Raw genomic sequence first — 26884 nt, 5'->3', positions numbered from 1 at the left:
AAAGGGCTTTATGATAGCAAAAGAACAAATTTTTAAGAAGGCTGTATTTGATTGTCTTTTTGTTCTTCAGCGAGACGCTTTTGAAAGAGAGCTGCAAAATCAATAGGATCAATCCACAAAGGTGGAAAACCACCATTTTGAGTAGCATTAGATATAATTTGGCGCGCAAATGGAAATAAAAGACGGGGACATTCAATAAAGACCAGAGGCATAACATGTTCTTGTGGAATGTTTTTCAGGTGGAAAACTCCTCCGTAAATCAGTTCTACATGAAATAAAGTTTCAGTATTATCATTGGCTTTGACGGAGAGAGATAAAACGACATCATAATTGTCATCACCAATCGGGTTAGCATTGACATTAATATTGATATCAATTTGTGGTGATTTTTCACGCGTACGCAATGAATGGGGAGCACCTGGGTTTTCGAATGATAAATCTTTTAAATATTGCGTTAATACAGCAAAAACCGGCTCTCCGCCACTGTTGTTCATTTCACCTTCGGCCATACGACGAACCTCTCTCATTATAATTATGTATATTTATTTCAGATCTAAAAATCGAATTGGTTATCATGCCTTGCTAAAGGTTGCAAGGAACGCGCGCTTTATCTTGACTATTTTTTTCGTTTGTTGCAGATTTTTTAGGCAAATTCACTGATTATCATCATTTTTGCGCCATGGGGATTCTGTCGTATCATGAATTTTGTAATCTGCAGCGTTAAGATCAATTATTTTTTCAGAATTATTTTTTCTTTTCATATTGGAATTCAACGTATTTTTTAATGATGAAAAGAAATGCCAAGCAAAAGAGCGAATTGGTTTAATAAGAAGTAATATCCCCAAGAGATCTGTTACAAAACCGGGGAGAATAAGCAAAATTGCACTAAACATGATGCAAGCATCATGAATAATATTGTTTTCTAATGTGCGTCCTTGGATAAGTTCACTTTGTATGTTTTTTAAAAGGCTAAGACCTTGAATTCGCAATAAAATAACCCCAATTATGGTTGTGAGAACAACCAAACTCAAAGTTGCCAAAATGCCAATTGCTTGACCAACAAAGATAAAACCAGCAATCTCAATTAACAGAATACAGAGAAATATAACGATAAAAAAACGAGGATTTATAGAATAAAGTTTTATCACATGAAAAATTCCTTCTGGATGAGTAGGGGAGAAGTTCTTAAGAGCATTCCTTATATAAAATTTATAAAAATATTTGAATGGTAGGATTCCCTATTTTACATATTTATTGATAAATGATATTGACTGCAATGTTTTATTACAAACTTAAAGCTTTGGAGATTGACCGCGCCCATGGAATTTGACGTTATACTTGTTATCGCTCTTGTTGTTGTGGTTGTTATTTTTGTGCAACTCCGTAGTGTATTAGGGAAGAGAATTGGATTTGAAAAGCCTCCCTTTGATCCTTATTCACGTCGTTCTGAAAAACGAGCTGATCCAGAAACGACGGATAATATTGTTTCGTTCCCTCATCAAAAAAATTTACAAAAAGACGATTTTAGTGAAATTGATACGATTGCACCAGAGGGGAGTATTTTAAATGAAAATTTGCGCGCACTGCGTAGAATTGATCCTCATTTTTCTCCTCAATCTTTTATAAAAGGTGCACAAATTGCTTATGAGATGATTGTAACAGCTTTTGCCAAAGGTGATCGCAGTCAACTGAAAAGCTTGCTTTGTCAGGATGTTTTTGAAAGCTTTTGTTCTGCTATTGAACAACGAGAAAAAAACAAAGAAAGAATAGAGTTTACTTTTGTTGGAATTAATAAAATAGAGCTTGTTGCGGCGGCAATGCAAGAAAAGGATGAACTTTTAACGGTACGTATTATCAGTGAGATGATTTCTGTTACTTATAATGAACAGGGTGAGCGTATAGACGGTGATACCGATGCTATTATAGAAATTAAGGATATTTGGACGTTTGTTCGTAATAGCCTATCATCGGACCCAAACTGGAAGCTTTTCGCTACAGAAGATGAAAATTAAAGTACCTTTTCTTCCATAAGTACTCAATAATTTATGAGAAATTGAAATGTCCTTAAGTGAATGGAGACAAAAAAGAGATTTATTAACTTCACAAGATCGCCTTTTATGGGAGAAGGTTTGTCGCACAATAACACCGCTTCATGATAAGAGGCTCTCTTCTATATCAGAAAATATTGCAAATATTAATGATAAAAAACAGTGCATAACTCAAGCTCCTCTAGGGGGGCAGGAAAATCAACAACGCTCAACAATTATTAAAAAAGAAAAGAGAGCCGTTACACAAACGCATAAAATTCATTTCTTTGATCATGTTGCACATCGTAAAATTGCCCAAGGTCGTTATCCTCTTGAGGCGCGTCTTGATCTTCACGGTTATATGCAGGAAGAAGCTTATTTTTTCTTAAAAAAATTTCTACAATCCTCTCAACAGAGTGGATTGCGTTATGTTCTTGTTATTACAGGAAAAGGTCGATCTATTGGGAGTGATGGAGCTTTGTATAGATTTGTTCCGTATTGGTTATCAACACCAGCTTTTCGATATTATGTTCATGCGTTTGAGCAAGCAGCACGTCAGCATGGCGGTGAAGGTGCGCTTTATATTTGGTTGCGTCGTTTTGTGTCGGGAAAAGGAATGTGATATTATCTGTATTCGTTTCAGGTTGAATATTTATTTTAAAAGATCTCGTATATTATAGATCATAGAAGAGGCATGATAACATATTAATTTATAATTTCTGTCTATTGCATAAGAGTCTTGAATATAACATTTCCTTATTTTAATTTTTTATAAAGAATTACAAAGACTATTCGTCTTACGCACTATGCATTGCATCATGCTTTTATTTATCGCGTGTTTTTTTAAGTCCATGCTCTTCATGAAAAACAAAATGCTTCAAGTAGAATACACTTGTGTTGCATATTCATGAGCTTATTTTAGAGAAATATCTCTTAATAATTTCAAGCTTATTCTGTAATAGAGTGCATAAAATAGTGATCTCCATGAAGCGTATAAAATTGATTATATACCTTCATCTTTACGCTTAAAGTGTAAGCCACACGATCACACATTTTTCTAGCCCCTAATATTGCAAAACTCTTGGAACTTGAGAGGGGTTATCGGCGGCATGCTTTTTTTAAAAGTGTTTTTACTCTGCATAGGCTCCCTTCGCACATGACGTGCAAACCAAAGGTTTTGATTGCTTCAATATAAGAGAGCTTAAAATAAGAGAGATATATTTGTGGATTTCACTCAGGTTGCTAAACGATAAATTATTTTTGTAAAACAAAACATTACGCTATTATAACACAAAGAATAAAAATATGATAGATTGAGAAATCTGCATTATTCAAAAGATATTACTATAGATAGTTTTAAAAGCTGTACAATTAAATTAAAGAGAATCGTGAAAATAAAAAACGTAGATTTATAACACACGGCCGCGCAGTAGCACTAAAAGATACAATTTCGTTGAATATTTTCATGAAGAAACGTTCTCATTCATTAAAAACCTCATTAAATCTCTTTCTCATAATAACTCTATCATTAAAATTTTATCATGAGGCGCAGAATATAAAATTATATCGGCGGATATTATACCCTTATTCGCCGTCTTTCAGATATTGGTTGAAATGCTAATTTAGCATGAAAGGCACAATAGGGACTATTTTCATCAGAATCAGCACCACAAAAATGAAAATCGGCTGATAATGGATCGCCAACCGGCCATCTACATGTATTTTCACTCAATTGTAGCAGATTAAGTTGCCGTGATATAGGCACCACTACATTAGATTTTGTAGGCATATCAACTTCTTTGACATCTTCTGCTACAAACTCTGTCTTTAAAGTTGTTTCTTCAACGTTGACAGATGATGTGTTTATTGGCGATACTGTCGCTGTGTTGCGACGCACACGTGGAGATGATGGGCTGCTTGCGGGAGTTTTTTGCGCGCGTGTATTTCCCTGTGCTGTCTTGCCACGTCCTGGCAACTTCAATCGATGCACTTTGCCGATGACTGCATTTCTGCTGACCCCACCTAATTGAGCGGCAATTTGACTTGCACTTAACCCTTCACTCCAGAGCTTTTTAAGAAGCTCAACGCGTTCACATGTCCAACCCATATCAGCACTCCATTCCGATTACGTCACTGAGATGCTTCCCCTTTGCATCTTCAAATGTTTTAATAATGTTCTCAATGCACTAAATGAAAGAATTTTACACTCTAAGTGAGCATAAAAAAATCATTCAACCTGCGGAACTTACAAATCAAAACACATTATCTTGCTTAAACTATAGTGTAAGTTACAATATGCACTCACTCTATGACAAGAGTCTTTGCCTCTCAAAGAGTTTATTTAGAATGTTTTCCCCAACTTGCAAATCAATCATAGGTTAAACGTCCACTTTTGTTTAAGGCTTTTTCCCAAAATGCTTATTTGTAGAACCTTCATTGACTTTTTTTCAATTGGTGTAATGATCTATTCCATGTAATCATTAATCGAGTGAAATGTTTAAAGCACTTTAATGAAATGCATCATGTTGTTTTATTTGTAGTATTGCTTTGTATATATATTGAAAAGATTAAAATATAAAGGGAATTATGATGGATGCCATCTCTATACAACCACTTTATGAATGCTTTGCACGACGAAATTTGCATTTTAAACAGGGGCATGGTGTATGGCTTATTTCCGATAAAGGAGAACATTATCTCGATTTCACATCTGGCATTGCTGTTAATGCATTAGGGTATGCTCATCCTAAATTGGTTAATACGCTCAAAAGACAAGCTGAAACACTTTGGCATGTTTCCAATCTTTTTCAGTCTCCTGAACAAACAGCTCTTGCCAGGCGGCTTTGTGCAAATAGTTTTGCGGATAAGGTTTTTTTCTGTAATTCAGGCACTGAAGCATTGGAATGCGCTTTTAAAACGGCACGTCATTATTACTATGCTGCTGGTCATCCAGCACGCACTGAAATAATTACTTTTGAAGGGGCATTCCATGGACGGACACTTGCATCGCTTGCTGCGACTGGGCATGAAAAATATCTTGAAGGCTTTGGACCTAAAGCCGGTGGATTTATTCAAGTCCCTTTTTGTGATGAAATTGCTTTGCGTAACGCTATTAATAAAAATACCGCCGCTATTCTGATTGAACCCATTCAAGGAGAAGGAGGAATACGAACGGTTTCCTATGAATATTTAAGATTTTTGCGTAAAATATGCGATGATAATGATCTATTGTTGATTTTTGATGAAGTCCAAACGGGCATAGGACGAACTGGAAAGCTTTTTGCTTATGAATGGAGTGGTGTTACACCTGATATTCTTACTCTTGCAAAAGGATTAGGAGGTGGCTTTCCCTTAGGGGCTTGCCTTGCAACGGATAAAGCTGCAAAAAGTATGACGCCTGGGACCCATGGTTCAACCTTTGGAGGAAATCTTCTGGGGATGGCTGTAGGAAATAGTGTTCTTGATATTCTGTTAGAGCCAAGTTTTCTGACCCATGTTCAGCGCATGGGGGATAAACTAAAAAGTGGACTTTTGCACATTCTCAATATCTATCCTGATATTATCTGCGCAGTTCATGGGATGGGCCTAATGGTGGGCATGAAGTGTGTCGTACCTTCAAATCTTGTCGTTAATGTTTTGGAAAATGAATATCTCTTAAGTGTTGCTGCCAACAATAATGTTGTACGCTTATTGCCTCCTCTTATCATCAAGGAAGAAGAAATAGATGAAAGCTTGAATCGTATTGAAAAAGCAATTTCTTATCTTTCGCAAATCAATAAAGAAGGACAAATATTATACACATGACAAATGCTCTTCGTCACTTCACGGACTTATCAATTTTAACGCCAGCAATGGCACGTGCGCTGATTGATTATGCAAAAACACTTAAAGCATCTTTTAAGGCAGGGAAAAGTTTAAAACCTTTTATAGGAAAAACACTTGCGATGATTTTTGAAAAACCATCCACAAGAACCCGTATTTCATTCGATATCAGTATGCGCCAACTTGGGGGAGACACAATCATGCTCACGGGGTCAGAGATGCAGCTTGGTTATAGTGAAACCATAGCTGATACGGCACGCGTTTTATCCCGTTTTGTAGATATCGTGATATTGCGAACAACAAAACATCAACGTATGCTTGAATTGGCACAATATGCACAAATTCCTGTCATTAATGCCCTTACAGATGATACACATCCTTGCCAAATTCTAGCAGATATCCTAACCTATGAGGAACATCGAGGGCCAATTGCTGGCAAAATATTTGCATGGGTGGGGGACGGTAATAATGTGCTCCATTCCTTAATTGAGGCTGCAGCTCTTTTTGGTTTTCATTTGCGCATTGCTACTCCAAAGGGTAGTGAACCACAAGAGCAATTCATACATTGGGCACGTAAGTGGGGTGCACATCTTACGCTAACGCATAATCCTCAAAAAGCAGCTCAAGATGCTGATTGTATTATGACTGATACATGGTTTTCCATGGGGCAAGAATTTCGTGCTCGCAGTCATTCCATTTTTCAGCCTTATCAAGTGAATGAAGCTCTCATGAAATTAGCAAAACCTGATGCTCTTTTTATGCATTGCCTTCCAGCTCATCGTGGTGAAGAGGTTGTTGATACTGTGATTGATGGACCGCACTCAGTTGTTTTCGATGAAGCTGAAAATCGTCTTCACGTTCAAAAAGCAATTCTTTCTTGGTGTTTACAAGATGCATTTTTCTCTTCATAAGAGCGTCTCTACAACAAATTACAATAAAAGGTAAAGCCCATGAGTGAACAAGCTAAAGATGATGCCTCTCTCAACGACATCTCTTTGCATGAAGAGGATACTGTTATTCCCTTTCAAGTCGAAGAACTTGATATTCGTGGACGTGTTGTACAACTTGGGGAAACTTTAAATTCTATTCTTAACAGACATCAATATCCTGAACCGGTTTCTTATCTTTTGGCCGAAGCTTTGCTTGTAACTGTTCTACTTGGAACTTCTCTAAAGCTTACGGGCAAGTTTATTTTACAAACCCATTCCGATGGACCGGTTAATATGCTGGTGTGCGATTTTTCTCCTCCTTCTAGTTTACGTGGATACGCTCGTTTTGATAAAGAACAGCTTAAACAAGCCATAGATAATGATCAAATCTCTTCAGAAACACTTTTAGGAAAGGGTACTTTAGCTTTCACGATTGATCAAGGCCCTCACATGCAACCCTATCAAGGAATAGTTGCATTAGATGGATCAAATTTACAAGAAGCTGCTCGTACTTATTTTGATCAATCAGAGCAAATTTCTACAGATATCCGTTTGGCTGTTGCTATATTAATCAATCGTGACAACCAAGGAAAACCTCAGAAAAGCTGGCGAGCTGGAGGTATTTTGACTCAATTTTTGCCCCAAGCATCATCCCATCATCGAATAGATGACCTTTATCAAAAGCGAGAAGAAACAAAAGACCAAACCCAATTAGATAACCAATGGCAAGAAGCTAAAATACTCATGGCAACGATTGAAAGTTCAGAATTAACAGATCCTCAAGTCGGGAGTAAACGGCTCTTATTCCGTCTTTTTCATGAACAAGGTGTGAGAGTTTTTAATCCGTTTTCTCTTGTCGACCAATGTTCTTGCTCGCGTGAAAAAATTAAAGGAATGCTGGAAAGCTTTCCCAGTGAAGAACGAAATGAAATGGTTAAAAATAAATATATTTCAGTCACATGCGAATTTTGCTCGAAAGTGTATCGTTTTACACTGCAAGAATTTTTGGAAGAAAAAATATAATCAACTTCATAAAAATAATGATTGCAACAAAAACCCATTTTATTCGCGCTATAAAAACCTAAAGCATAAACTCATATGAATCTCTTTGAATATTTTTTTCTTAGCATTTTTTGATGTATGCCAATGATCTTTCTGTTGAAATCATTATTCACTGGATATGCTTTTTAAAAAAGAGTGCCTTGTAAAAGATATTTTCTGCTCTGGAAAGGGCTTCTTTTTTATTTTTTTATTTTTCAATTTAAAAAGCTGTTCATTATACTTATATTAAAAATGAACAAAAAGGCATTTTTAACCTTTTCTTAGCTGTTTTCTTGATTCAGGATAAAAGGATTTGAAAAAATCTCATAGTATTCGGTGTTTTCATTTCATAGAGAGAAGTGGTAAATTATATTTATAGATCAATATGTTGATATTTTATTTTCTTCTATTACGATTGCTTGTTCAATTTTGGGGAGAATTTTTTTTTGATAAATTTTCCATGTTAGGGGGCCAACATGTTTAGCGATAATGATGCTCTCTTTATTCAAGAGAAAGGTTTCTGGTGGTCCATATACCCCCCAGTCAATAGCTGTATATCCTAAAGCATCAAAGCCAATCAATTTAAAAGGATTACCAAAAAGATTTAAAAAGCGCAGTGCGTTTGCTTTGTTATCCTTATAATTAATACCAATCAGATCAAAACGTTTATCTTGTGCAATTTTCATAAGAAGAGGATGTTCTTCGCGACAGGGTAAACACCAAGACCCCCAAAAATTGATCAATGTGACACGTCCTTTAAACTGTTTTGAATGAAGATAACTGTCCTTATTAAGAAGAGGAAGGTGTATCTCGGGGGCTGGTTTTCCAGCCAATGCATTTGGAAGAAGAGAAGGGTCTTGCGGGTATTTTTTATGCATAAAGTTGAAAAAAAACACCATGAGAAGAAGAAAAAGCACAAATGGTCCAAAAAGAACAAAGAAAACAGGCAAAGATATATTTTTTTTAAGTTTTGGAGGAACGTTATTCATTATATTTTTCTTTTTTTGAAAGCTCTTTTTTGTTTAGCTGCTGGAGAGTGTTTTTTTGGTATAGGGCTTTGCAAAGAATATAGCCAATAAGACAGAGTAGGGATATTGCAGAAAGCGTATAGCTTAAAACAACAATTTGCTTGTGTTTAAGGGTACCAAGGAAAAAATCGATTTTCTGAGATAAGTTTCCTAAAAGTCCGCTGTGGATGCCATTTAGGTCAAGCATGATGAAGAGTCCTGTTGTTGTGCACGACGGGATTTTTTAATCTGAAGTATTTTGATATAACGGCTATTGATTTCATTTCGCATAGCCATCAAATAGAGCGCAATAAACATGAAGATGAAACAAAATAACATGGTTATAAGAGGCCATAACATAGCATTGTCGATTGTTGGTCCTCCAGCACGTAATAAGGAGGCTGGTTGATGCAATGTATTCCACCAATTCACGGAAAACTTAATAATAGGGATATTAACAAAGCCAACAAGGGTAAGAATTGAAGTCGCGCGAGCGGCTTTTACTTGATTGTCAAAAGCACGTCCAAGCAAGATAATGGCAAGGTAGATAAAAAGCAGAATTAAAACCGATGTTAACCGTGCATCCCATACCCACCATGTTCCCCATGTAGGGCGCCCCCAAAACGCTCCCGTCATGAGGGCCAAGGCAGTAAAAATTGCTCCAATGGGCGCCCCACATTTGAGAGCTATATCAGCAAGATGATATTTCCAAATCAAATTTCCTAATGCTGCTGCACTCATCGTTATATAACAGAATGTAGACAACCACGCAAAAGGGACATGAAGGTACATAATCTTAACAGTCATACCCTGTTGATAGTCGTCTGGTGAATGCATCACGAAAATAAGCCCTAAGATCAGAAGACATAACGTTATGCTGGCGAGCCATGGTAAAATGATTTTGCTTATTTTCATAAAACGGGCAAAACTTATAGGGAGTGACCTCATTTTATATGCGGGCGATAATTCATTCATGAAATTCATAATAAGGGGAATTTTTCTATGCGGCAATCATCTTTTATTATTCTGATAAAAGCTTGAGCGTTAGAGAGGCAACAAAGGAGCTAAAGAGACTCAAAGAAAGTGAAAAAGCGCTAAGAAGAGCCAAGGAAGTAAGAAAAGAGGCATTTGGATTTGTTGGCGCTGTCGCCGCTGAAACGCCAAAAATCATAACTGGAATGATCCACGGCAAGATAATGATGAAAATAAGAAGCGTGCTATGTAACAATGAGCTTGCAAGTGCTGCTCCTATGGCGCCAATAAAAATAATAGCTGGTGTTCCGCATAAAAGGGTAAGTATTGTTGTACAAGTTATCGTGATATCTAAGTGGAGCATGAGGGCTAAAATAGGCGTGGTAAAAATGAGAGGAAGCATCGTTCCTACCCAATGGGCGATGCATTTAGTAAAGACGATCAGCATAAAACTTTGTCTTTGTCCTGAAAGGATAAATTGGTCGAGATTGCCATCATCGCGATCGATTTGAAAAAGTTTGTTCAGATTAAGAAGTCCTGCGAGAAGGGCTCCAAACCACAATATCCCTGGACCTATTTGTGCAAGAATTTTTGGATCTGGTCCAATGGCAAAGGGGATTATAATTACAACAGCGATGAAAAACAATAATCCTGTTAGCGAAGAGGTTTGTGACGTTAAGAGTAGTTTAAGATCACGCCAGAACAGTGCTTTCATATTCTGCTCTCCTAGAGAGGTAAAAATTTTTCCAGAGCAATAGTATGGTTTTCTGGAAGACCTAAGGAATTATGGGTGGCGGCGATAATCATACCCCCTTGATTGAGATGACGTTGAAAAATACGAGCAAGACGTTTTTGAGCATAGCTATCAAGTCCTGATATTGGTTCATCTAAAACCCAAATAGGACGATAGGAAAGTAAAAGACGAGCAAGAGCGATACGCCTTTGTTGCCCAGTTGACAGAGTGTTAAAAGGTAAAGATTCAAGATCAGCAAGGTCAATATCGGTAAGGGCTTCATAGGGGGAGTAAAGAGGTTGACCATAAAACTCTGCCCAAAATTGCAAATTATCAATGACAGATAAGCGGGGTTTCATGGCATTTTGAGACCCGAGATAATGACACGCAGTTGTAACAGGGTATCTTTGTTCATCGTCTTTAAGTACGATATGGCCTTCAGCAGCTTCAATAAGACCGACAACGATTCGCAGTAATGTAGATTTTCCGATGCCATTTGGTCCGGTGATTGTCATCAGTTGCTGTGGAAATAAACAAAAAGAAAGATCTTTGAACAGAATTTCTCCGTTTCTGTAAGCTGCTAAATCTTTGCCTGATAACACCATGTGATTGCCTATTTTTATATTTCCCTATTCTTTATTGCATTATTGCATAAAAAACACGTTTTTTTATGCAATTGTCCCTAGAATAGTTCTAGAAATAGTTCTATAAGGGATACGTTACATCAAGATCTGGTGTAGAATGGTTTTTGGCGCTGATTTCCGCATTTACCTATAAAAGGTGGAGGGGGAAATGGATGGCGGAGGTAATTGCGTCTGCGCTCAAGCTGCGACCTTGACTCGTAGTTTGTGTTGTTCATTCCTGGAAATTGGGTGGTTTATAGTATGAGGGTGGACAGTCATGACTCACATTGATAGCTTTAATTGTCGCAGAACGTTAAAGGTTGGTGGCAAAGAATATACTTATTATAGCTTAATCGAAGCGGAGAAGAATGGACTTGAAGGCATTTCGCATTTACCGTTTTCGATGAAAGTTATTCTCGAAAATTTATTGCGCTTTGAAGATGGGCGCACAGTTAAAAAAGAAGACATCCTCAATGTTTCTAAGTGGTTAAGCGACAAAGGGAGCGCAGGGGCAGAAATCGCTTACCGTCCTGCACGTGTTCTTATGCAAGATTTTACGGGTGTTCCGGCGGTTGTTGATCTTTCTGCAATGCGTGATGCTATGGTCAAACTTGGTGGGAACGCTGAAAAAATTAACCCTCTCATACCTGTTGATCTTGTTATTGATCACTCAGTTATTGTTGATGATTTTGGCACTCCTACGGCTTTTAAGGAAAATGTTGAGCATGAATATGAACGCAATGGTGAGCGTTATCGTTTTCTGAAATGGGGGCAACAAGCCTTTCAAAATTTTCGTGTTGTTCCTCCAGGAACAGGGATTTGTCATCAGGTTAATCTCGAATATTTAGCACAATGTGTGTGGATGAAGAATGAAGAGGGGGATGAGACGGTTTATCCGGATACCTGTGTGGGAACTGATTCGCATACGACGATGGTCAATGGTTTGGGGGTTTTAGGTTGGGGTGTTGGCGGCATTGAAGCCGAAGCGGCAATGTTAGGCCAACCCGTTTCTATGTTGTTACCTGAAGTCATTGGTTTTCGCCTAACAGGAAAACTTAAAGAAGGTGTCACAGCCACCGATCTCGTATTAACGGTAACCCAAATACTCCGGCAGAAGGGTGTTGTTGGTAAATTTGTGGAATTTTTTGGCCCTGGTTTGGAGCATATGACCCTTGCTGATCGGGCGACGATTGGGAATATGGCTCCTGAATATGGAGCAACCTGTGGTTTTTTTCCAATTGATAAGGAGACAGTGCGTTATCTCAACATGACAGGGCGTGATGAAAATCGGATTGCCTTAGTCGAGGCTTACTCCAAAGCGCAAGGGATGTGGCATGACGAAAGGGTGGCTCATCCCGTTTTTAGCGATACCATTGAATTAGATATGGGAACAGTTGTTCCTTCTATGGCTGGTCCTAAACGTCCGGAAGGGCGTATTGCATTGGAAAATGTTGGGCAAGGTTTTGGGAAGGCATTGGTTGAAGACTATAAGAAAACTTCAGGACAAGATGAGCATTATCCGGTTGAAGGTGAAGGATATACGCTTAGTCATGGTGATGTGGTGATTGCTGCGATTACTTCTTGTACAAATACATCGAATCCAAGTGTTCTTATTGCAGCAGGTCTTTTGGCACGAAATGCTGTAGCAAAAGGTCTAAAAAGCAAACCATGGGTAAAAACTTCTCTCGCACCTGGTTCACAAGTTGTTGAAGCTTACCTTAAAAATTCTGGTCTGCAAAAAGATTTAGATGCATTAGGATTTAATTTAGTAGGGTTTGGGTGCACAACATGTATTGGGAATTCTGGTCCTTTGCATCCAGCTATTTCCAAAACGATTAATGACAATGGTGTTATTGCTGCTGCAGTTCTTTCAGGAAATCGTAATTTTGAAGGGCGTGTCTCTCCTGATGTACAAGCAAATTATTTAGCTTCACCCCCGTTAGTTGTTGCACATGCGCTTGTCGGGACGGTGTGTAAAGATTTAACCAAAGAACCTCTTGGTGAAGATTTAGATGGTCAACCGGTTTACTTAAGAGATATTTGGCCAACTTCTCAAGAAATACAGGCGTTTATCGAAGAAAATGTCACACGTAAGGTTTTTGCTGAAAAGTATGCTGATGTGTTTAAGGGTGATGAAAATTGGCAAAAAGTTCAGATTCCTACGGGGGCTACCTATTCTTGGGATGAGCAATCCACCTATGTTCGTAATCCACCATATTTTGATGATATGCAGAAAACACCAGATATTTTATCAGATATTAAGGAGGCACGAATTTTAGGTTTATTTGGTGATAAAATCACGACAGATCATATTTCTCCTGCTGGTTCTATTAAGGCCGCTTCTCCTGCTGGAAAGTATTTAATGGATCATGGTGTTAACGTTGCTAATTTTAATCAATATGGGACACGCCGTGGGAATCATGAAGTTATGGTTCGTGGGACCTTTGCCAATATTCGCATTCGTAATTTCATGTTAGGAGAAAATGGTCGAGAAGGCGGTTATACGATTCATTATCCCTCAGCGGTAGAACAAACCATTTACGATGCAGCAATGACGTATAAAAAAGAAGGTATTCCACTCGTTGTTTTTGCAGGTATTGAATATGGCAATGGATCATCACGTGATTGGGCCGCCAAGGGGACTAATCTTCTTGGTATCAAAGCAGTGATTGTACAATCTTTTGAAAGGATTCATCGCTCTAATCTTGTTGGTATGGGTATTGTTCCTTTTGTCTTTGAGGAGGGGCTAAGTTGGAAGTCTTTAGGCTTAAAGGGCGATGAAAAGGTAACGATTGAGGGTATTCATAACTTGAAACCTCGTCAAAAGACCGTAGCAAAAATTACTTTTTCTGATGGTACGGTAAAAACCGTTCCATTGTTATGCCGTGTTGATACTGAAGATGAGCTAGATTATTTGCATCATGGTGGAATTTTGCAATATGTCTTGCGTAAGCTAGCTGTTTAAATGCTGTTGTTCGTTGAGGAATATCTTTAAACGATTAAGCTATAAAGTTGCGGATCAAAGAATTTGGCTTCGTTTTTTTATGTCTGTCTTTGAAAATTTAATTGACGTTGGCTTTGACATTGAGCTATAAACCACATGAGTTATAAGCAGCTTTATAGTTTTGCTTGGGTTAGGTTTGTTTACATTGGTAGAGTTGTTATTGGAACTCATTTTACCAAGGTGTTGAAAGAGAGATTATATTTATGGCGAATACACCTTCTGCTCGAAAAGCGGTGCGCAAGGTTGCAGCACGCACACAGGTTAATAAGGCCCGCCGTTCACGCGTTCGTACTTTTATGCGTAAGTTTGATGATGCTCTAGCAGGGGGCGATAAAGCATCGGCAGAAATTGCATTTAAGAATTTTGAGCCTGAGATTATGCGTGCGGTTTCTAAAGGCGTTTTTCATAAAAATACTGCTGCAAGGAAAGTATCACGTTTAGCGAAGCGTTTGAGGGCTCTCAGCGTTTAAGATTTTTCTATTTTATTAAGAATCAAGCCAGTATCCGTAAGGGTACTGGCTTTTTATTTGTTATTTCAAAAAGTTTCTATTGAAAACAAGAATCGACAGCGATTCTCCTCTTGAAATAAGGGGAGAAAGTTTATAGGGGGAGTATGGTTATCCACAAGCTTTGTGGATTTTTACAGAGTCTTTTTTGTCAAGCATTTTATTTTTTTTTTTTAAAATCTGAAGAGATTCTTTAATGCTTGGTAAATTCAGAAAAAAAATGAATTGAATCAATTATTTTTCTCATTTCTCATTGAAATAAGCATTTTTTGGGAGCTTTTGATTTTATTTTGACCTCTTGCATTTTACCTCTGCTGTTTTGTATGGTTCTTATGAAGACTAAAAAGCATGAAGGGGTCACATCAGCGCATTATCCTATATTTTGTTGAATATAAAATCTTTGGTTTAGGCTTTTTTAAAGCTTTTGTGTTGGGTAGATTTTTTGATGGTTTTTTAGTTTTCTTAGTTGGTATGTTTACCGTTTTAGAAGGGTGGGTCATATCATGAGTGCAAGTAAATCTTATTGGTCATCTTTATTAGTGGGGTTGTGATGAGGCTATCCTAGGGGAGGATGAGTAATCTTATTTGGGGTAGGGCGTTTTGCCTTCGCTAGGTTTATTTTAGCTGTTTGGCAGGACAAAATTTTATTTTTATCAGGATGGAAGATGGTGGATAAATTGAACTCTAAAGCTAGTTCCTTTAAAAGGGTTTCGGTGAATATCCTGTCGGCAGAGAACATAATAAAGAATAGAGTGGCAGAGAGTGATGGGGTTGTTTGTAGAAATGCTTCTATAGGGCATTCTATTGTTTCAGAGGAGGAGGGTGCGGCGGCTTTTATACGTGTTATGGCACAATTAAAGGCGCAGGTTGGTGTTGAGGCTTATACCAGTTGGTTTGGTCGTGTGAAACTTGCTGAGTATAGTCATACTCTTGTAAAACTTTCTGTTCCTACAGCTTTTTTACGTTCATGGATTAATAATCACTATGGTTCTCTTTTGACTCATTTATGGAAACAAGAGAACTCAGCAATTCTTCGTGTTGAAGTTATCGTTCGCGGTATGGAGCGGGTTTCAAGAGATGTTGTTTGTAAAACAAGTGCGCCTTCTGTTGTGCTGGAGGAGCCGGCAACCTCATCTTTTGTTGAGAATTGTGTAGAGCATTCAGTCAAAAGTTCTCAAGCGGGAGTTTTTGGATCTCCGCTTGATTCTCGCTATACTTTTGAAAGTTTTGTTGAGGGGGCGTCTAATCGTGTTGCTTTAGCGGCAGCACGTTCAATAGCAGAGGGGCATAAAAGTGCTTTGCGTTTTAATCCTCTTTTTATTCACGCGTCTGTTGGTTTAGGAAAAACACATTTGCTTCAAGCAATTGCCGCTTCTGCATTGAAGCGTTTAACTTCTGCGCGTGTTATTTATTTAACTGCTGAATATTTTATGTGGCGTTTTGCAACAGCTATTCGTGATAATGATGCTCTTTCTTTTAAAGAACAGCTTCGCGATATCGATCTTTTGATTATTGATGATATGCAGTTTTTGCAGGGCAAGTCGATACAACATGAATTTTGCCATTTACTTAATATGTTGCTTGATAGTGCAAAACAGGTTGTTGTCGCTGCAGATCGTCCACCAGCGGAATTAGAATCGCTTGATCTTCGCGTTCGGTCTCGTCTTCAGGGAGGAGTTGCCCTTGAAATTGAGGCACCAGACTACGAAATGCGTTTGCAAATGTTGCGCCAGCGGTTGAAGGTGGCACAGAAAGACGATAGCATGATATCAATTTCTGATGATGTTTTGGAATATATTGCAAAAACGGTTTTAGGGTCAGGGCGCGATATTGAAGGCGCGTTTAACCAGCTCTTATTTCGTCAATCTTTTGAGTCTGATTTATCCTTAGAACGGATCGATGAATTATTAGGTCATTTGACACGTCCAGGTGAACCTAAGCGCATTCGTATTGAAGAAATTCAGCGTACGGTAGCACGCCATTATAATGTTTCCAAACAGGATTTGTTGTCTAATCGTCGAACACGTACGATTGTGAAGCCACGGCAGGTCGCAATGTATTTAGCGAAAGTATTAACGCCTCGCTCGTTGCCAGAAATAGGACGACGTTTTGGTGGGCGTGATCATACAACGGTTTTACACGCTGTGCGTAAAATTGAAGATTTGGTTTGTGGTGATCAGACCTTGGCCAAGGAACTTGAATTACTGAAGCGGTTAATTGGAGAACAGGCTGTATAGCATTTATCATTTCTTTCTTTGAAGAAACTTTAAGAGATTTAATGAAAGGATTTGTTTTTTCTCATGCAGGAGTGACTTGCCATTTTAAAAGAGGTTTAATAAACTCTAGCAGGCGATTCTTTAAAAAGGATCTGTTATTTTAATTCTAAGGAATTTTTATCATTTTTGCTAAATCATATGGGGCTTTTATGCGCATTACAGTGGATCGCAATCAATTTCTTAAGTCTCTTGGCCGTGTTCACCGTGTGGTTGAGCGCCGTAATACTGTTGCTATTTTGTCAAATGTTCTCATTGATGCAGAAGATAGTTGTGTGCAGTTAAAAACAACAGATCTTGATTTAGAGGTTACGGAATCTTTTACAGTCAATGTTGAACAGGCAGGAGCAACAACTGTTCCGGCACATTTGCTTTATGATATCATTCGTAAACTTCCTGATGACAATGAAGTTGTATTATCTGTTGATGAGAGCCAAGCGAATACAATGTCCGTTGTTTCGGGTTGTGCGCATTTTCAGCTTCAATGTCTTCCGAAAGCAGATTTTCCAGAGTCTCTTCCTGGGCAATTTGGTTATCGCTTTTCTCTCTCGGCATCAGGGTTGAAACATTTACTTGATTGTACACAATTTGCCATTTCGACTGAAGAAACCCGCTATTATCTTAATGGTATTTACTTCCATGTTATTCATGATGATGTTTTTAAACTGCGTTTGGTGGCGACGGATGGTCATCGTTTAGCACAAGTTGAGATGGAGGCTCCTTCAGGGGTTGAGGGAATGCCTGGTGTTATTGTTCCTCGTAAAGCTGTAGGAGAGTTGCAAAAACTTCTTTCAGAGGAAAATGATGGTGAGGTATGTATAGAGCTTTCAGAAACAAAGATTCGTTTTTCTGTCGGTTCTGTGATTTTTACGTCAAAGTTAATTGATGGAACATTTCCAGATTATCAACGTGTTATTCCTCTTGGAAATGATAAAGAATTAGTTGTTAATAGGCAGGATTTTTCTTCTGCTGTTGATCGTGTTTCAACGATTTCAAGTGATCGGGGACGTGCAGTTAAGTTAACGATTGAGCATGGACAGTTAAGGCTTGTTGTGAATAGTCCTGATTCAGGTAGTGCGGAGGATCAATTATCTGTAACTTACACATCTGCACCACTTGAGATAGGGTTTAATTCACGTTATCTTTTGGATATTGCTGGGCAGCTTTCAAGCAATGAAATGGTTTTTATGTTGGATGAAGCTGGAGCGCCAGCTTTGATTCGTGATAATGATGATGCGGATGTGCTCTATGTGCTGATGCCTATTCGCGTTTAGGGGCAATTGTTTTGCAATGCATGGTAAGTTATGTGCATAAAGTGGCTGTGAGACAGCTAAAGCTTTTACGTTATCGCAATTATTCTTTTTTTAATATTCATTTTTCGGGACAGCATGTGGTTTTCACGGGGCATAATGGTGCTGGCAAGACGAATCTTTTAGAGGCATTATCTTTTCTTTCGCCGGGTCGTGGTTTGCGACGGGCTGCGTATTCTGATGTTAGCTTTATAGATGGAGGAGGTGAAGGATTTGTTGTCTTTGCATGTCTTGAATGTGCTCTTTATGGTGAAGTAAAGATTGGTACAGCTTTAGAGGTTAGCGATAACAGTCGAAAGGTCCATATTAATGGTGTGAATGAGTCAAGTGATTGCTTAACAGATTACTGTCATATTAGTATCTTAACCCCCTCTATGGATGGTCTTTTTACAGGTCCTTCGCTTGAGCGCCGTCGTTTTTTGGATCGTATGGTTTTGGCGATTGATCCTTTGCATAGTCGCCGCATAGCCGATTATGATAGGGTGATGCGTGCACGTAATCGTTTGTTTTTAGATGGCAATGAAGATTATGCTTGGTTTGATGCTTTAGAAAAGCAGATGGCAGAATTGGCTACAGCTATTTCTGCGGCGCGTATTGATGTTATTCGGCTTTTAAATGACATGTTTACACAAATGCCATCACAGGTACCTTTTCCGCGGGCTTTTTTGCAAATTGATGGTTTTTTGGAAACAGCTTTAAAGAAACTATCAGCCACTGAAGTTGAAGAGCAATTTTGCAATCGCTTGCAGCGTAATCGCGCAATGGATCGTGCGGCTGGGCGGACATTAGAGGGACCACATCGCACAGATTTACAAGTTTTTTATGCGGATAAAAATAGAGCAGCAACATCTTGTTCAACTGGTGAACAAAAAGCGCTATTGACAGGTTTGGTTTTGTGTCATGCACGTTTAACAGGTATGATATCGGAAAGGGCTCCTATCCTTCTTCTTGATGAGATGGCTGCTCATCTTGATTCACATCGACGTGCAGCTTTATTTGATATTCTTGATGATTTAGCTGTGCAAACATTTATGACAGGAACAGATCCTCTTTTATTTGATGACTTAAAAGGACGTGCAGAATTTTTTGAGATTAAGGATGGCGCTTTATTACTGTAAAAACATACTAAATACTTTTTTAATAAGTGATGGTCGAGAAGAAAAGGGTTGCCATGTCTGTTATGATAACGATTTTAAATGGTCCTAATTTAAATTTTCTGGGTCAACGTGAGCCGGAAATTTATGGAACTGAAACTTTAGAAGATATTGAAAAAAGTTGCAGAGAATGGGCAAAAAGAATTAATGTTATCATAAATTTTTATCAAAGTAACTATGAGGGTCAGCTAGTAGAATGGATACAAGAAGCAATAGGACTAAGTTCTGGATTGATCATCAATCCAGCGGCTTATAGTCATACATCTGTTGCTCTTCTTGATGCTCTAAAAATGTTTTCAGGGCCAAAAGTAGAAGTTCATTTATCCCATATTTATCAACGCGAATCTTTTCGTCATCATTCTTATACATCTTCAGGTGTAGATGCTATCATAAGTGGGTTTGGAAGTGATGGATATCGGTTTGCGCTCGAGTATATTGCAAAACAATTAATAAGGTGTAAAGGTAAAGAGTTAAGTGTTGGATGAGAGTAATATAGACATTGAATTCACTTGATAATTATTTTCAAATCTGTACAATATGAGGTATTATATTTATGGCAAATTTTAGTGCATATGACGGGGGTAAATGAAGATGAAAAGCTTTGTTCGACAATTAGGAATGCTTGTGGTTTTAGGGGGAGCACTGCTTTTGTCTGGTTGTAAAATGGATGTCCTTCAGCCATCAGGTTATGTAGCACATCAACAGCTTATTTTGATTGTTGTGTGTGTGTTTGTTATGCTTTGCGTTGTCATTCCAGTTATGGTAAGTGTGGTATTTTTAGCGATAAAATATCGTGCATCGAATACGAAAGCGAACTATTCTCCTGATTGGGCACATTCAAATAAAATTGAAGCTTTAATGTGGGGTATTCCAATTGTAATTGTAATGGTTTTAGGTTCATTAACGGCTTATTATACCTATAAGCTTGAGCCTGCAAAGCCTCTTCCAGTAGAGGTTGTGGGTGAAGGAGAGCCATTGCAGATTGATGCTATAGCTCTTGATTGGAAATGGATTTTTATTTATCCTCAATATGGTGTTGCATCGGTCAATGAAATTTACGCGCCTGAGGGACGTCAAGTTTTATTGCAATTGACGTCAGAAAATTCTGTCAATGCCTTTTGGGTTCCTAAATTAGGTACAGTTCTTTACGCTATGCCGCAGATGAATGCTAAGTTGCATTTGATCGCTGAGGAACAGGGCGTATTCAAGGGGACCTCAGCAAATTACAGCGGTGATGGTTTTTCAGGGATGCGGTTTAATTGGCATTCTGTTTCTTCGCAGGATTTTGAAGATTGGATTGTAAAAGCTCGGGCTAATGGTCGAGTACTTGATCGTAAATCTTATCGTCAACTTTCTATTGCGCCTCGTATGGGTGATATTGCTGCGAAGGAGAAAGATGCTGAAGTTCGTTATTTTGCACCTGTTGAGCAGCGGCTTTACTATCGTATTGTTAATCGGTGTGTCGATGAAAATACGGTATGTAATGAAGATTTAATGAAGCGTGCAGCTGCTCAGACACTATGGGGTGCATTGTGTTCAGTATTTGATCCTGATGTTATTTAAAGGGTCAGTAGAGAGAGAGCCCTTTTAATATAAGGTTTCTTTAAAACTTGAATTTCATTTGAAATGGGTTGAGAAATGTTTGGAAGACTTACAGATCCTACGGCAGGTGCTTTTCATGCACTTGCACATGAACCAATCGTTTTGTATACATGTATTGCGATTGTTGTGGTTGGTTTAATTGCTGTTGTTGCTTTAACAGCGCTTGGGTGGTGGGGGATTTTATGGCGAAATTGGATTACCACTGTTGATCATAAACGCATCGGTATAATGTATATAATTCTTGGAATTATTATGCTTGTTCGCGGTTTTGCAGATGCACTTATGATGCGAACGCATCAAGCTTTAGCTCTTGGGAGTGAAGCGGCGGGTTATTTGCCCCCTGAGCATTTTGATCAAATTTTTTCGGCTCATGGCACGATCATGATTTTTTTCATGGCTACGCCTATTTTATTTGGTCTTTTCAATTACCTTATACCGCTTCAAATTGGTGCGCGTGATGTTGCTTTTCCCTTTGCAAATAATCTAGGTTTTTGGATTACGGCAGCTGGGGCAATCTTGATTAATATATCGCTAGGTGTTGGTAATTTTGGTCGTGGTGGGTGGCTCATGTATCCACCTTTTACAGAATTGCAAACGAGTCCAGATACAGGGGTAGACTATTATTTATGGTCACTTCAGCTTTCTGGTATCGCGACAACAATGGGGGCAGTCAATTTTGTTGCAACTCTGATTAAAATGCGTGCTCCTGGAATGACAATGATGAGGATGCCTGTTTTTTGTTGGAGTGCTTTTGTTAGTAATGTCCTTATTTTAGTTATTTATCCTGTCTTAACTGTCGCCTTTGCACTTTTGGCCTGTGATCGTTATTTGGGTATGAATTTCTTTACCAATGTTGGTGGGGGAAATCCAATGGTATGGATTAACTATGTTTGGGTTTTTGGTCACCCTGAGGTTTATGTTTTGGTTGTTCCTGCTTTTGGAATTGTTTCTGAGGTTGTATCAACTTTTTCTTCAAAACGCCTCTTTGGTTACACTTCCATGATATGGGCCATGTTGGTTATTTTGATCCTTTCGCTTCTTGTTTGGGGACATCATTTCTTCACAATGGGTGGCGGTGAAGCTGTAAATACCTTCTTTGGCATCGCAACGATGATTATTGCTGTTCCAACAGGTGTAAAAGTTTTCAATTGGTTGCTCACGATGTATAAAGGAAGGATACGTTTTGAACCTCCAATGCTTTGGTGCATGGGCATGATTTTTACCTTCGTTGGTGGTGGATTAACTGGTGTTTTATTATCGATTGTCCCTGCTGATTGGCAGTTTCATAACTCGCTCTTTTTAGTAGCGCATTTCCACCATACAATTATTGGAGGTGTGGTTTTTGCTTATCTAGCTGGACTTGCTTTTTGGTTTCCAAAAGTTTTTGGTTATAAACCAAATCGCATGCTAGGGATTGCATCTTTCTGGTGTTGGTTTATTGGTTTTTATCTTGCATTTTTCCCTGTTTATGCCCTCGGGCTAATGGGAGCGACGCGCCGTCTTCAGCATTACATGGAACCTAGTTGGCAGCCGATGTTTATTATCGCTGCTCTAGGTGCTTTCATTATTTTACTTGGTATCCTTTGTTTTGTGTTACAGGTTGTTTTGGCAATTTGGTACGGTATTAAGCATAAAGGTCACTTACCGGTAACGTTAAATGATTCTTGGGGTGATGCACGTACACTTGAATGGTTTACCTCTTCACCGCCTCCTTCCTATAATTTTGCTCTCCTTCCGAAGATACAGTCTGATGATGCTTATTGGAATATGAAGAAAAGTGGTTATCAACGCCCAACAAGTGGATTTACAAAAATTCATATGCCCTCGAATACATCGGCTGGAATTATTGCTGGCTTCTTCTCATTAGTTGTTGGTTTTGCGCTTGTTTGGCATATTTGGTGGCTTGTTGCGATCGGACTGGTTGGCTTTATTGCAACGCTTGTGTGTCATTCATTAACAGGTGATCACCATGGTTATTATATTCCAGCTGAAGAAGTACAAAAAACTGAAGATGCCTTTACAGCTGTTCTTAAAGAACAAGGAGTGACAGTATGAGTGCAGTAACAATGAATAATGTGAGTACTGTGGATAAACTTCACCACGATAGTAGCTCAGTCATGACGTTTGGTTTTTGGATTTATATTCTTTCAGACTTAATTCTATTTTCAACGCTTTTTTCAAGTTTTGCTGTCTTTTCTGCTTCTTATGGGGGCGGTAAAGCCGGCAATGAATTTATTGATTTAAAGTTTGTTTTGGTTGAGACTGCTTTTTTATTATTTTCATCTGTCACTTATGGCTTTGCAATGGTCCAAGCGCATAAAAACAACATCAGTGGTGTGCGTTTATGGATGGCTATAACCTTTGTATTGGGGTGTTGTTTCATTGGTATGGAACTTTACGAATTCCATGAACTTTTGAGTGAGGTGTTTTATTACGATCCAAATGCTTATGCGGGTATTGATCCTTCAACAGGTCTACAACTTTTTGGACGGGAAATTCTCTCTGCTTATTGGTCAGCATTCTTTGCTTTGGTTGGCACTCATGGACTTCACGTAAGTGTTGGTCTTCTGTGGATGGTTGTGATGTTTTTTCATCTTCGTCGTAATGGCTTGGATCAGAATAATAAAACACGTTTAGCATGCCTTTCCATTTTTTGGCATTTACTTGATATTGTATGGGTTGGTGTTTTCACCATGGTTTATCTATTAGGAGCGTTATGATGAGCATGCAAAATGAAACACATGGTCCCAGTATTGGTTCCTATTTGGTTGGTTTTATTCTGGCTGTATTCTTCACCTTGGGTTCTTTTATTCCTGTGATGTATGGAATGATGGCAAGTTGGGCAATTAGTACAAAGGTTGCGTATCTTATTGGGATGGCAATTATTCAGATTATAGTACAAATTGTTTTCTTTTTACACTTGAACTCTGGTCCAGATGCCAAATGGAATTTAAGCGCTTTATGGTTTGCTGCTATTTGCGTTTTTGTTATTATTGGGGGAACTTGGTGGGCTATTTCCCATTTGAATTATAATATGATGGGTGGTTCAGGACGTGTTATTGAACCGGAAATATCAAGAATGGATGATTCTTCAGCATCTGAGCAGTTATCAAACAAAGATATATCTATAAGAAAACAGCCAGAAAAGATGCTGGATTCAGGAATGCCCATGGAGAAAGTTCCCAATATGTACTCTCCTGTAGAATAACTATGAGAAATATCTTTAGAGCTGATGCGGTATGTATCAGCTCTAAAGGAGATGTTGCAAAGCTTCGTAGAGTATGGAAAAAGGAGCTAAGTGTAAGATAAAGCAATGAAAAAGTAATATTTTATTTACAGGGGTTATATTAAAGAGAGCATTGAAGTTATTTGTAATGATAATGCGCAACTAAAATCGGCAATTTAGAGAATAATCAGAAAACTTAATGAAAACCGTTGCAATGACAGTTATTGGTGCTGGTTCTTTTGGTACTGCGTTAGCGATTGCTCTTGCTCGTAATGGTCATAATATTTTACTTTGGGGATATAATTCTCAACACATCAAAAAATTACAAGAACAACGCTGTAATCAAGTACATTTACCTGACATTCAATTTCCTGAAAACTTATTCCCTGAAGCTTCGCTTAAAACTGCGATAACAGCAAGTGATAATATACTAATTGCTGTTCCAAGCCATGTATTTCATCAAGTGTTGTATAATATTCAGCCTTATTTGGATCAATATTCGCGCGTTATTTGGGCAACGAAAGGTTTAGAACAGGGTACAGGACGTCTCTTACAAGAAGTCGCTCGTGAGATTTTAGGTGAAAAAGTCCCTTTAGCTGTTTTTTCTGGACCAACTTTTGCTAAAGAACTCGCTATCGGCTGGCCTACAGCAATGACGATAGCAGCTTCTGATGTTGGGTTTGGTAAAGAATTGCAGCAACTGTTTCATTGTGACAAAAGTTTTAGAGTTTATAAAAGCTCAGATATGATTGGTGTTCAATTAGGGGGAGCCGTCAAAAATGTTATTGCTATTGGTGCAGGAATATCAGATGGCATGGGATTTGGGGCAAATGCACGAATAGCTCTCATTACACGAGGACTCGCTGAAATCAGTCGTTTAGGGGGCACTATGGGAGCTGAGCTTTCCACATTTATGGGGATGACAGGCTTAGGTGATTTGGTTTTGACATGTACTGATAATCAGTCGCGTAATCGCCGTTTTGGAATACTTCTTGGTAAAGGAATAGATATAAAAGAAGCGGAAAAACAAATTGGTCAGGTTGTGGAAGGGTATTTAAATACCAAGGAAGTATATACGTTAGCAAAACGTATTGGATTGGAAATGCCTATCGTAGAACAAATTTATCAAATTCTCTATTGTGGTAAAAACATAACAGAAGCGGCTAACACATTACTAAGCCGCACTCTCAAGGATGAAATATAACGGCATCCTGTGTTTTTAAATAATTTAAATCGCAAAAAATAGAAACATACTATGATAGAAATATAAAATAGATTGTATTGATGTTTGTATCAGACTATCATATCTCAGAAAATCACAGATTCATGTCATTCGATTTTTTATGAAATAGAGTTGAAATATAAAAGTTTTGGCTCTTGTTAAGTCCCTCTTTGAAAATAACTTATCGTTTCCACTTACGTATATTTGTGTAATATAATGAAAGAGGTATTTTGTTTTTCTCGTTCTTTAATGGGGGTATGTCCTTCAATTAAAACAAAACACTATTGCTCATTTATGTACTTTTTAAAAAAGGCATCTTTACGCAACTCCATTTTACAATGGTACCATAAACAGTATAATTAAAATCCCTGTGAAATACACAAAACCCATTCTGCTTAACATCTTTACGTTTGTGAAGGAGAAAGCCAAACGCTATCACACACTTTTCCGGTTCACAATGTTGAGGCAGATTTTGGCATTTGAGACAGTTCAGTAGAGATATTTACGGATTTTTTTCCTACACATTAATTGTATTTTTTTATATGCAAAAAACGACTTATTTTAATTCAAATATAAAGGTCTAAAATTGAAAGAATATTATTATATTTGTGGCTGTTATTTAAACCGAAAAATAATACGATTATAAAGATAAGATTGAGTTATTTATATTGAATTAGAATCTTTAATATTACGAGATTCTCTTATTTCAAGTCTTTCTATGTTGAATCAACGAAAATCATTCTCTTGCACGTTACAAGAGGGAAAAGTTGTGTGAATAAAGATGTTAAGAAACGACTAAAGATGCCTCTTATGAATCGTTTCAATTTCTAAAAACTATTGCCCCATTGGGGAAAGCAAATATAATGATGGTGTCGTTTTTTTCTTCATAAGTGGAAAGATGGGGGTATGTAAATAGCTTTATGGTTATACTAACGGTTACTCCCATTGCCAAATGGGTTTGGGAGCGAGATATTTCTTAAAAAAACATATGAGTTTACAACCAAAGTGCATTAGATTTAGGGTATTCTGTTTTGCATGAAGGACGTGACTTTAAAAAAACACATGATAAACAAAGGCATGAGGGGAGACGTAATCTTCATTATTGAAAAAATATTGCTGTGAAAGTTGTGCAGCTGAATTAAAGGATGATTGTAAAGCCCGGAAGATAGTTCCTAGCTTTATGCCTTTATATTCTTTCCAAATTAAATTGTCTTTCCGTTTCAGAGATAAATCAAACAGAGATACCCAACATATTTGCTTCTATTTGGCATATAGAAGCCGAGACAGTAAAGAAAGCACTAAATCATCTTAATATTTTATCTAAAATATGTTATGTTTTGGGATTGGATATTGATTTACAAGAAGCTGAAAAAGCATGGGTATTGTTAGGAAAACAACTCCATAAAACACAAAGCTTTCCAGCAAAATGGATT

24 protein-coding genes are annotated in these 26884 nt (G+C 38.0%); 16 read left to right on the top strand and 8 right to left on the bottom strand.

The genetic code is table 11. The features are described 5' to 3' along the window. Positions 1–32: 32 nt before the first annotated feature. Positions 33–509 (bottom strand): protein-export chaperone SecB, encoded by a 477-nt coding sequence (gene secB / locus PVV59_RS00210; RefSeq protein WP_273753875.1) that lies wholly within the window; start codon positions 507–509, stop codon positions 33–35. 144 nt (positions 510–653) lie between these two features. Then, entirely contained in the window at positions 654–1148 is a 495-nt protein-coding gene (locus tag PVV59_RS00205; protein ID WP_273753874.1) for an FxsA family protein, read from the bottom strand. A gap of 171 nt (positions 1149–1319) precedes the next feature. Here PVV59_RS00205 and PVV59_RS00200 point away from each other — a divergent pair, with 171 nt between their 5' ends. Continuing rightward, positions 1320–2012, top strand: a complete 693-nt coding sequence (locus PVV59_RS00200) for a Tim44/TimA family putative adaptor protein (RefSeq protein ID WP_273753873.1) — start codon at positions 1320–1322, stop codon at positions 2010–2012. A gap of 46 nt (positions 2013–2058) precedes the next feature. Continuing rightward, positions 2059–2649, top strand: a complete 591-nt coding sequence (locus PVV59_RS00195; RefSeq protein WP_273753872.1) for a Smr/MutS family protein — start codon at positions 2059–2061, stop codon at positions 2647–2649. A 954-nt stretch (positions 2650–3603) separates the two neighbouring features. Here the strand turns inward: PVV59_RS00195 and PVV59_RS00190 are convergent. Next, the gene (locus tag PVV59_RS00190; RefSeq protein WP_273753871.1) at positions 3604–4134 is read right to left on the bottom strand and encodes a GcrA family cell cycle regulator; all 531 of its coding nucleotides are present in this window, start codon (positions 4132–4134) and stop codon (positions 3604–3606) included. 482 nt (positions 4135–4616) lie between these two features. Between PVV59_RS00190 and PVV59_RS00185 the strand changes: the two genes are divergently transcribed. Genes PVV59_RS00185 through PVV59_RS00175 form a run of 3 tightly spaced genes read left to right on the top strand, consistent with a single transcriptional unit; the run spans position 4617 to position 7801 of the window. Continuing rightward, on the top strand, positions 4617–5831 hold the full coding sequence (locus tag PVV59_RS00185; RefSeq protein ID WP_273754068.1) for an aspartate aminotransferase family protein: 1215 nt from the start codon (positions 4617–4619) through the stop codon (positions 5829–5831). Further along, the gene (gene argF, locus PVV59_RS00180; RefSeq protein WP_275046162.1) at positions 5828–6760 is read left to right on the top strand and encodes an ornithine carbamoyltransferase; all 933 of its coding nucleotides are present in this window, start codon (positions 5828–5830) and stop codon (positions 6758–6760) included. The genes PVV59_RS00185 and argF overlap by 4 nt, the downstream gene beginning before the upstream one ends. A gap of 39 nt (positions 6761–6799) precedes the next feature. Next, positions 6800–7801 carry an Hsp33 family molecular chaperone gene (locus PVV59_RS00175; RefSeq protein WP_273753870.1) on the top strand — a complete coding sequence of 334 codons (1002 nt, stop codon included), beginning with the start codon at positions 6800–6802 and terminating at the stop codon, positions 7799–7801. A 398-nt stretch (positions 7802–8199) separates the two neighbouring features. On the opposite strand, the gene PVV59_RS00170 is transcribed toward PVV59_RS00175, so the two are convergent. Genes PVV59_RS00170 through ccmA form a run of 5 tightly spaced genes read right to left on the bottom strand, consistent with a single transcriptional unit; the run spans position 8200 to position 11136 of the window. After that, the gene (locus PVV59_RS00170) at positions 8200–8808 is read right to left on the bottom strand and encodes a DsbE family thiol:disulfide interchange protein (protein ID WP_273753869.1); all 609 of its coding nucleotides are present in this window, start codon (positions 8806–8808) and stop codon (positions 8200–8202) included. Then, positions 8801–9034: a hypothetical protein gene (locus PVV59_RS00165; protein WP_273753868.1), complete on the bottom strand. Its 234-nt coding sequence runs from the start codon at positions 9032–9034 to the stop codon at positions 8801–8803. Before PVV59_RS00165 ends, PVV59_RS00170 begins: the two co-directional genes overlap by 8 nt. Continuing rightward, positions 9022–9801, bottom strand: a complete 780-nt coding sequence (locus tag PVV59_RS00160) for a heme ABC transporter permease (protein WP_273753867.1) — start codon at positions 9799–9801, stop codon at positions 9022–9024. The genes PVV59_RS00165 and PVV59_RS00160 overlap by 13 nt, the downstream gene beginning before the upstream one ends. 46 nt (positions 9802–9847) lie before the next feature. Beyond that, positions 9848–10513: a heme exporter protein CcmB gene (gene ccmB / locus PVV59_RS00155; protein ID WP_273753866.1), complete on the bottom strand. Its 666-nt coding sequence runs from the start codon at positions 10511–10513 to the stop codon at positions 9848–9850. An 11-nt stretch (positions 10514–10524) separates the two neighbouring features. After that, positions 10525–11136, bottom strand: a complete 612-nt coding sequence (gene ccmA / locus PVV59_RS00150; protein WP_273753865.1) for a heme ABC exporter ATP-binding protein CcmA — start codon at positions 11134–11136, stop codon at positions 10525–10527. A gap of 295 nt (positions 11137–11431) precedes the next feature. Between ccmA and acnA the strand changes: the two genes are divergently transcribed. The 11 genes from acnA to gpsA all read left to right on the top strand — a co-directional run bounded on the left by acnA (position 11432) and on the right by gpsA (position 25433). Then, entirely contained in the window at positions 11432–14119 is a 2688-nt protein-coding gene (gene acnA, locus PVV59_RS00145) for an aconitate hydratase AcnA (protein ID WP_273753864.1), read from the top strand. Between the two features lie 242 nt (positions 14120–14361). Next, positions 14362–14628: a 30S ribosomal protein S20 gene (gene rpsT, locus PVV59_RS00140; RefSeq protein ID WP_273753863.1), complete on the top strand. Its 267-nt coding sequence runs from the start codon at positions 14362–14364 to the stop codon at positions 14626–14628. A 701-nt stretch (positions 14629–15329) separates the two neighbouring features. Further along, positions 15330–16901, top strand: a complete 1572-nt coding sequence (dnaA, locus tag PVV59_RS00135) for a chromosomal replication initiator protein DnaA (protein ID WP_273753862.1) — start codon at positions 15330–15332, stop codon at positions 16899–16901. Between the two features lie 188 nt (positions 16902–17089). After that, positions 17090–18211 carry a DNA polymerase III subunit beta gene (gene dnaN / locus PVV59_RS00130; protein WP_273753861.1) on the top strand — a complete coding sequence of 374 codons (1122 nt, stop codon included), beginning with the start codon at positions 17090–17092 and terminating at the stop codon, positions 18209–18211. 20 nt (positions 18212–18231) lie between these two features. After that, positions 18232–19365, top strand: coding sequence for a DNA replication/repair protein RecF (recF, locus tag PVV59_RS00125; RefSeq protein WP_273754066.1), 1134 nt, complete (start codon positions 18232–18234; stop codon positions 19363–19365). A gap of 53 nt (positions 19366–19418) precedes the next feature. After that, complete coding sequence (aroQ, locus tag PVV59_RS00120; protein ID WP_273753860.1) at positions 19419–19886, top strand: type II 3-dehydroquinate dehydratase; 468 nt, start codon at positions 19419–19421, stop codon at positions 19884–19886. Positions 19887–19992: 106 nt separating this feature from the next. Beyond that, positions 19993–20964 (top strand): ubiquinol oxidase subunit II, encoded by a 972-nt coding sequence (cyoA, locus tag PVV59_RS00115; RefSeq protein WP_273754064.1) that lies wholly within the window; start codon positions 19993–19995, stop codon positions 20962–20964. Between the two features lie 75 nt (positions 20965–21039). Beyond that, a complete protein-coding gene (cyoB, locus tag PVV59_RS00110) occupies positions 21040–23058 on the top strand; it encodes a cytochrome o ubiquinol oxidase subunit I (RefSeq protein WP_273753859.1) in 2019 nt (672 codons plus the stop codon). Continuing rightward, positions 23055–23723, top strand: coding sequence for a cytochrome (ubi)quinol oxidase subunit III (locus PVV59_RS00105; protein WP_273753858.1), 669 nt, complete (start codon positions 23055–23057; stop codon positions 23721–23723). Before cyoB ends, PVV59_RS00105 begins: the two co-directional genes overlap by 4 nt. Positions 23724–23728: 5 nt before the next feature. After that, positions 23729–24211: a cytochrome o ubiquinol oxidase subunit IV gene (cyoD, locus tag PVV59_RS00100; RefSeq protein ID WP_273753857.1), complete on the top strand. Its 483-nt coding sequence runs from the start codon at positions 23729–23731 to the stop codon at positions 24209–24211. Positions 24212–24428: 217 nt separating this feature from the next. Next, entirely contained in the window at positions 24429–25433 is a 1005-nt protein-coding gene (gene gpsA, locus PVV59_RS00095; RefSeq protein ID WP_273753856.1) for an NAD(P)H-dependent glycerol-3-phosphate dehydrogenase, read from the top strand. The last annotated feature ends 1451 nt before the right edge of the window (positions 25434–26884 follow it).

Origin of the sequence: Bartonella sp. MM73XJBT.G (assembly GCF_028618435.1) — a bacterium.
In the GTDB taxonomy this organism is placed as follows: domain Bacteria; phylum Pseudomonadota; class Alphaproteobacteria; order Rhizobiales; family Rhizobiaceae; genus Bartonella.
This window is presented reverse-complemented; position numbering and strand designations above follow the sequence as displayed.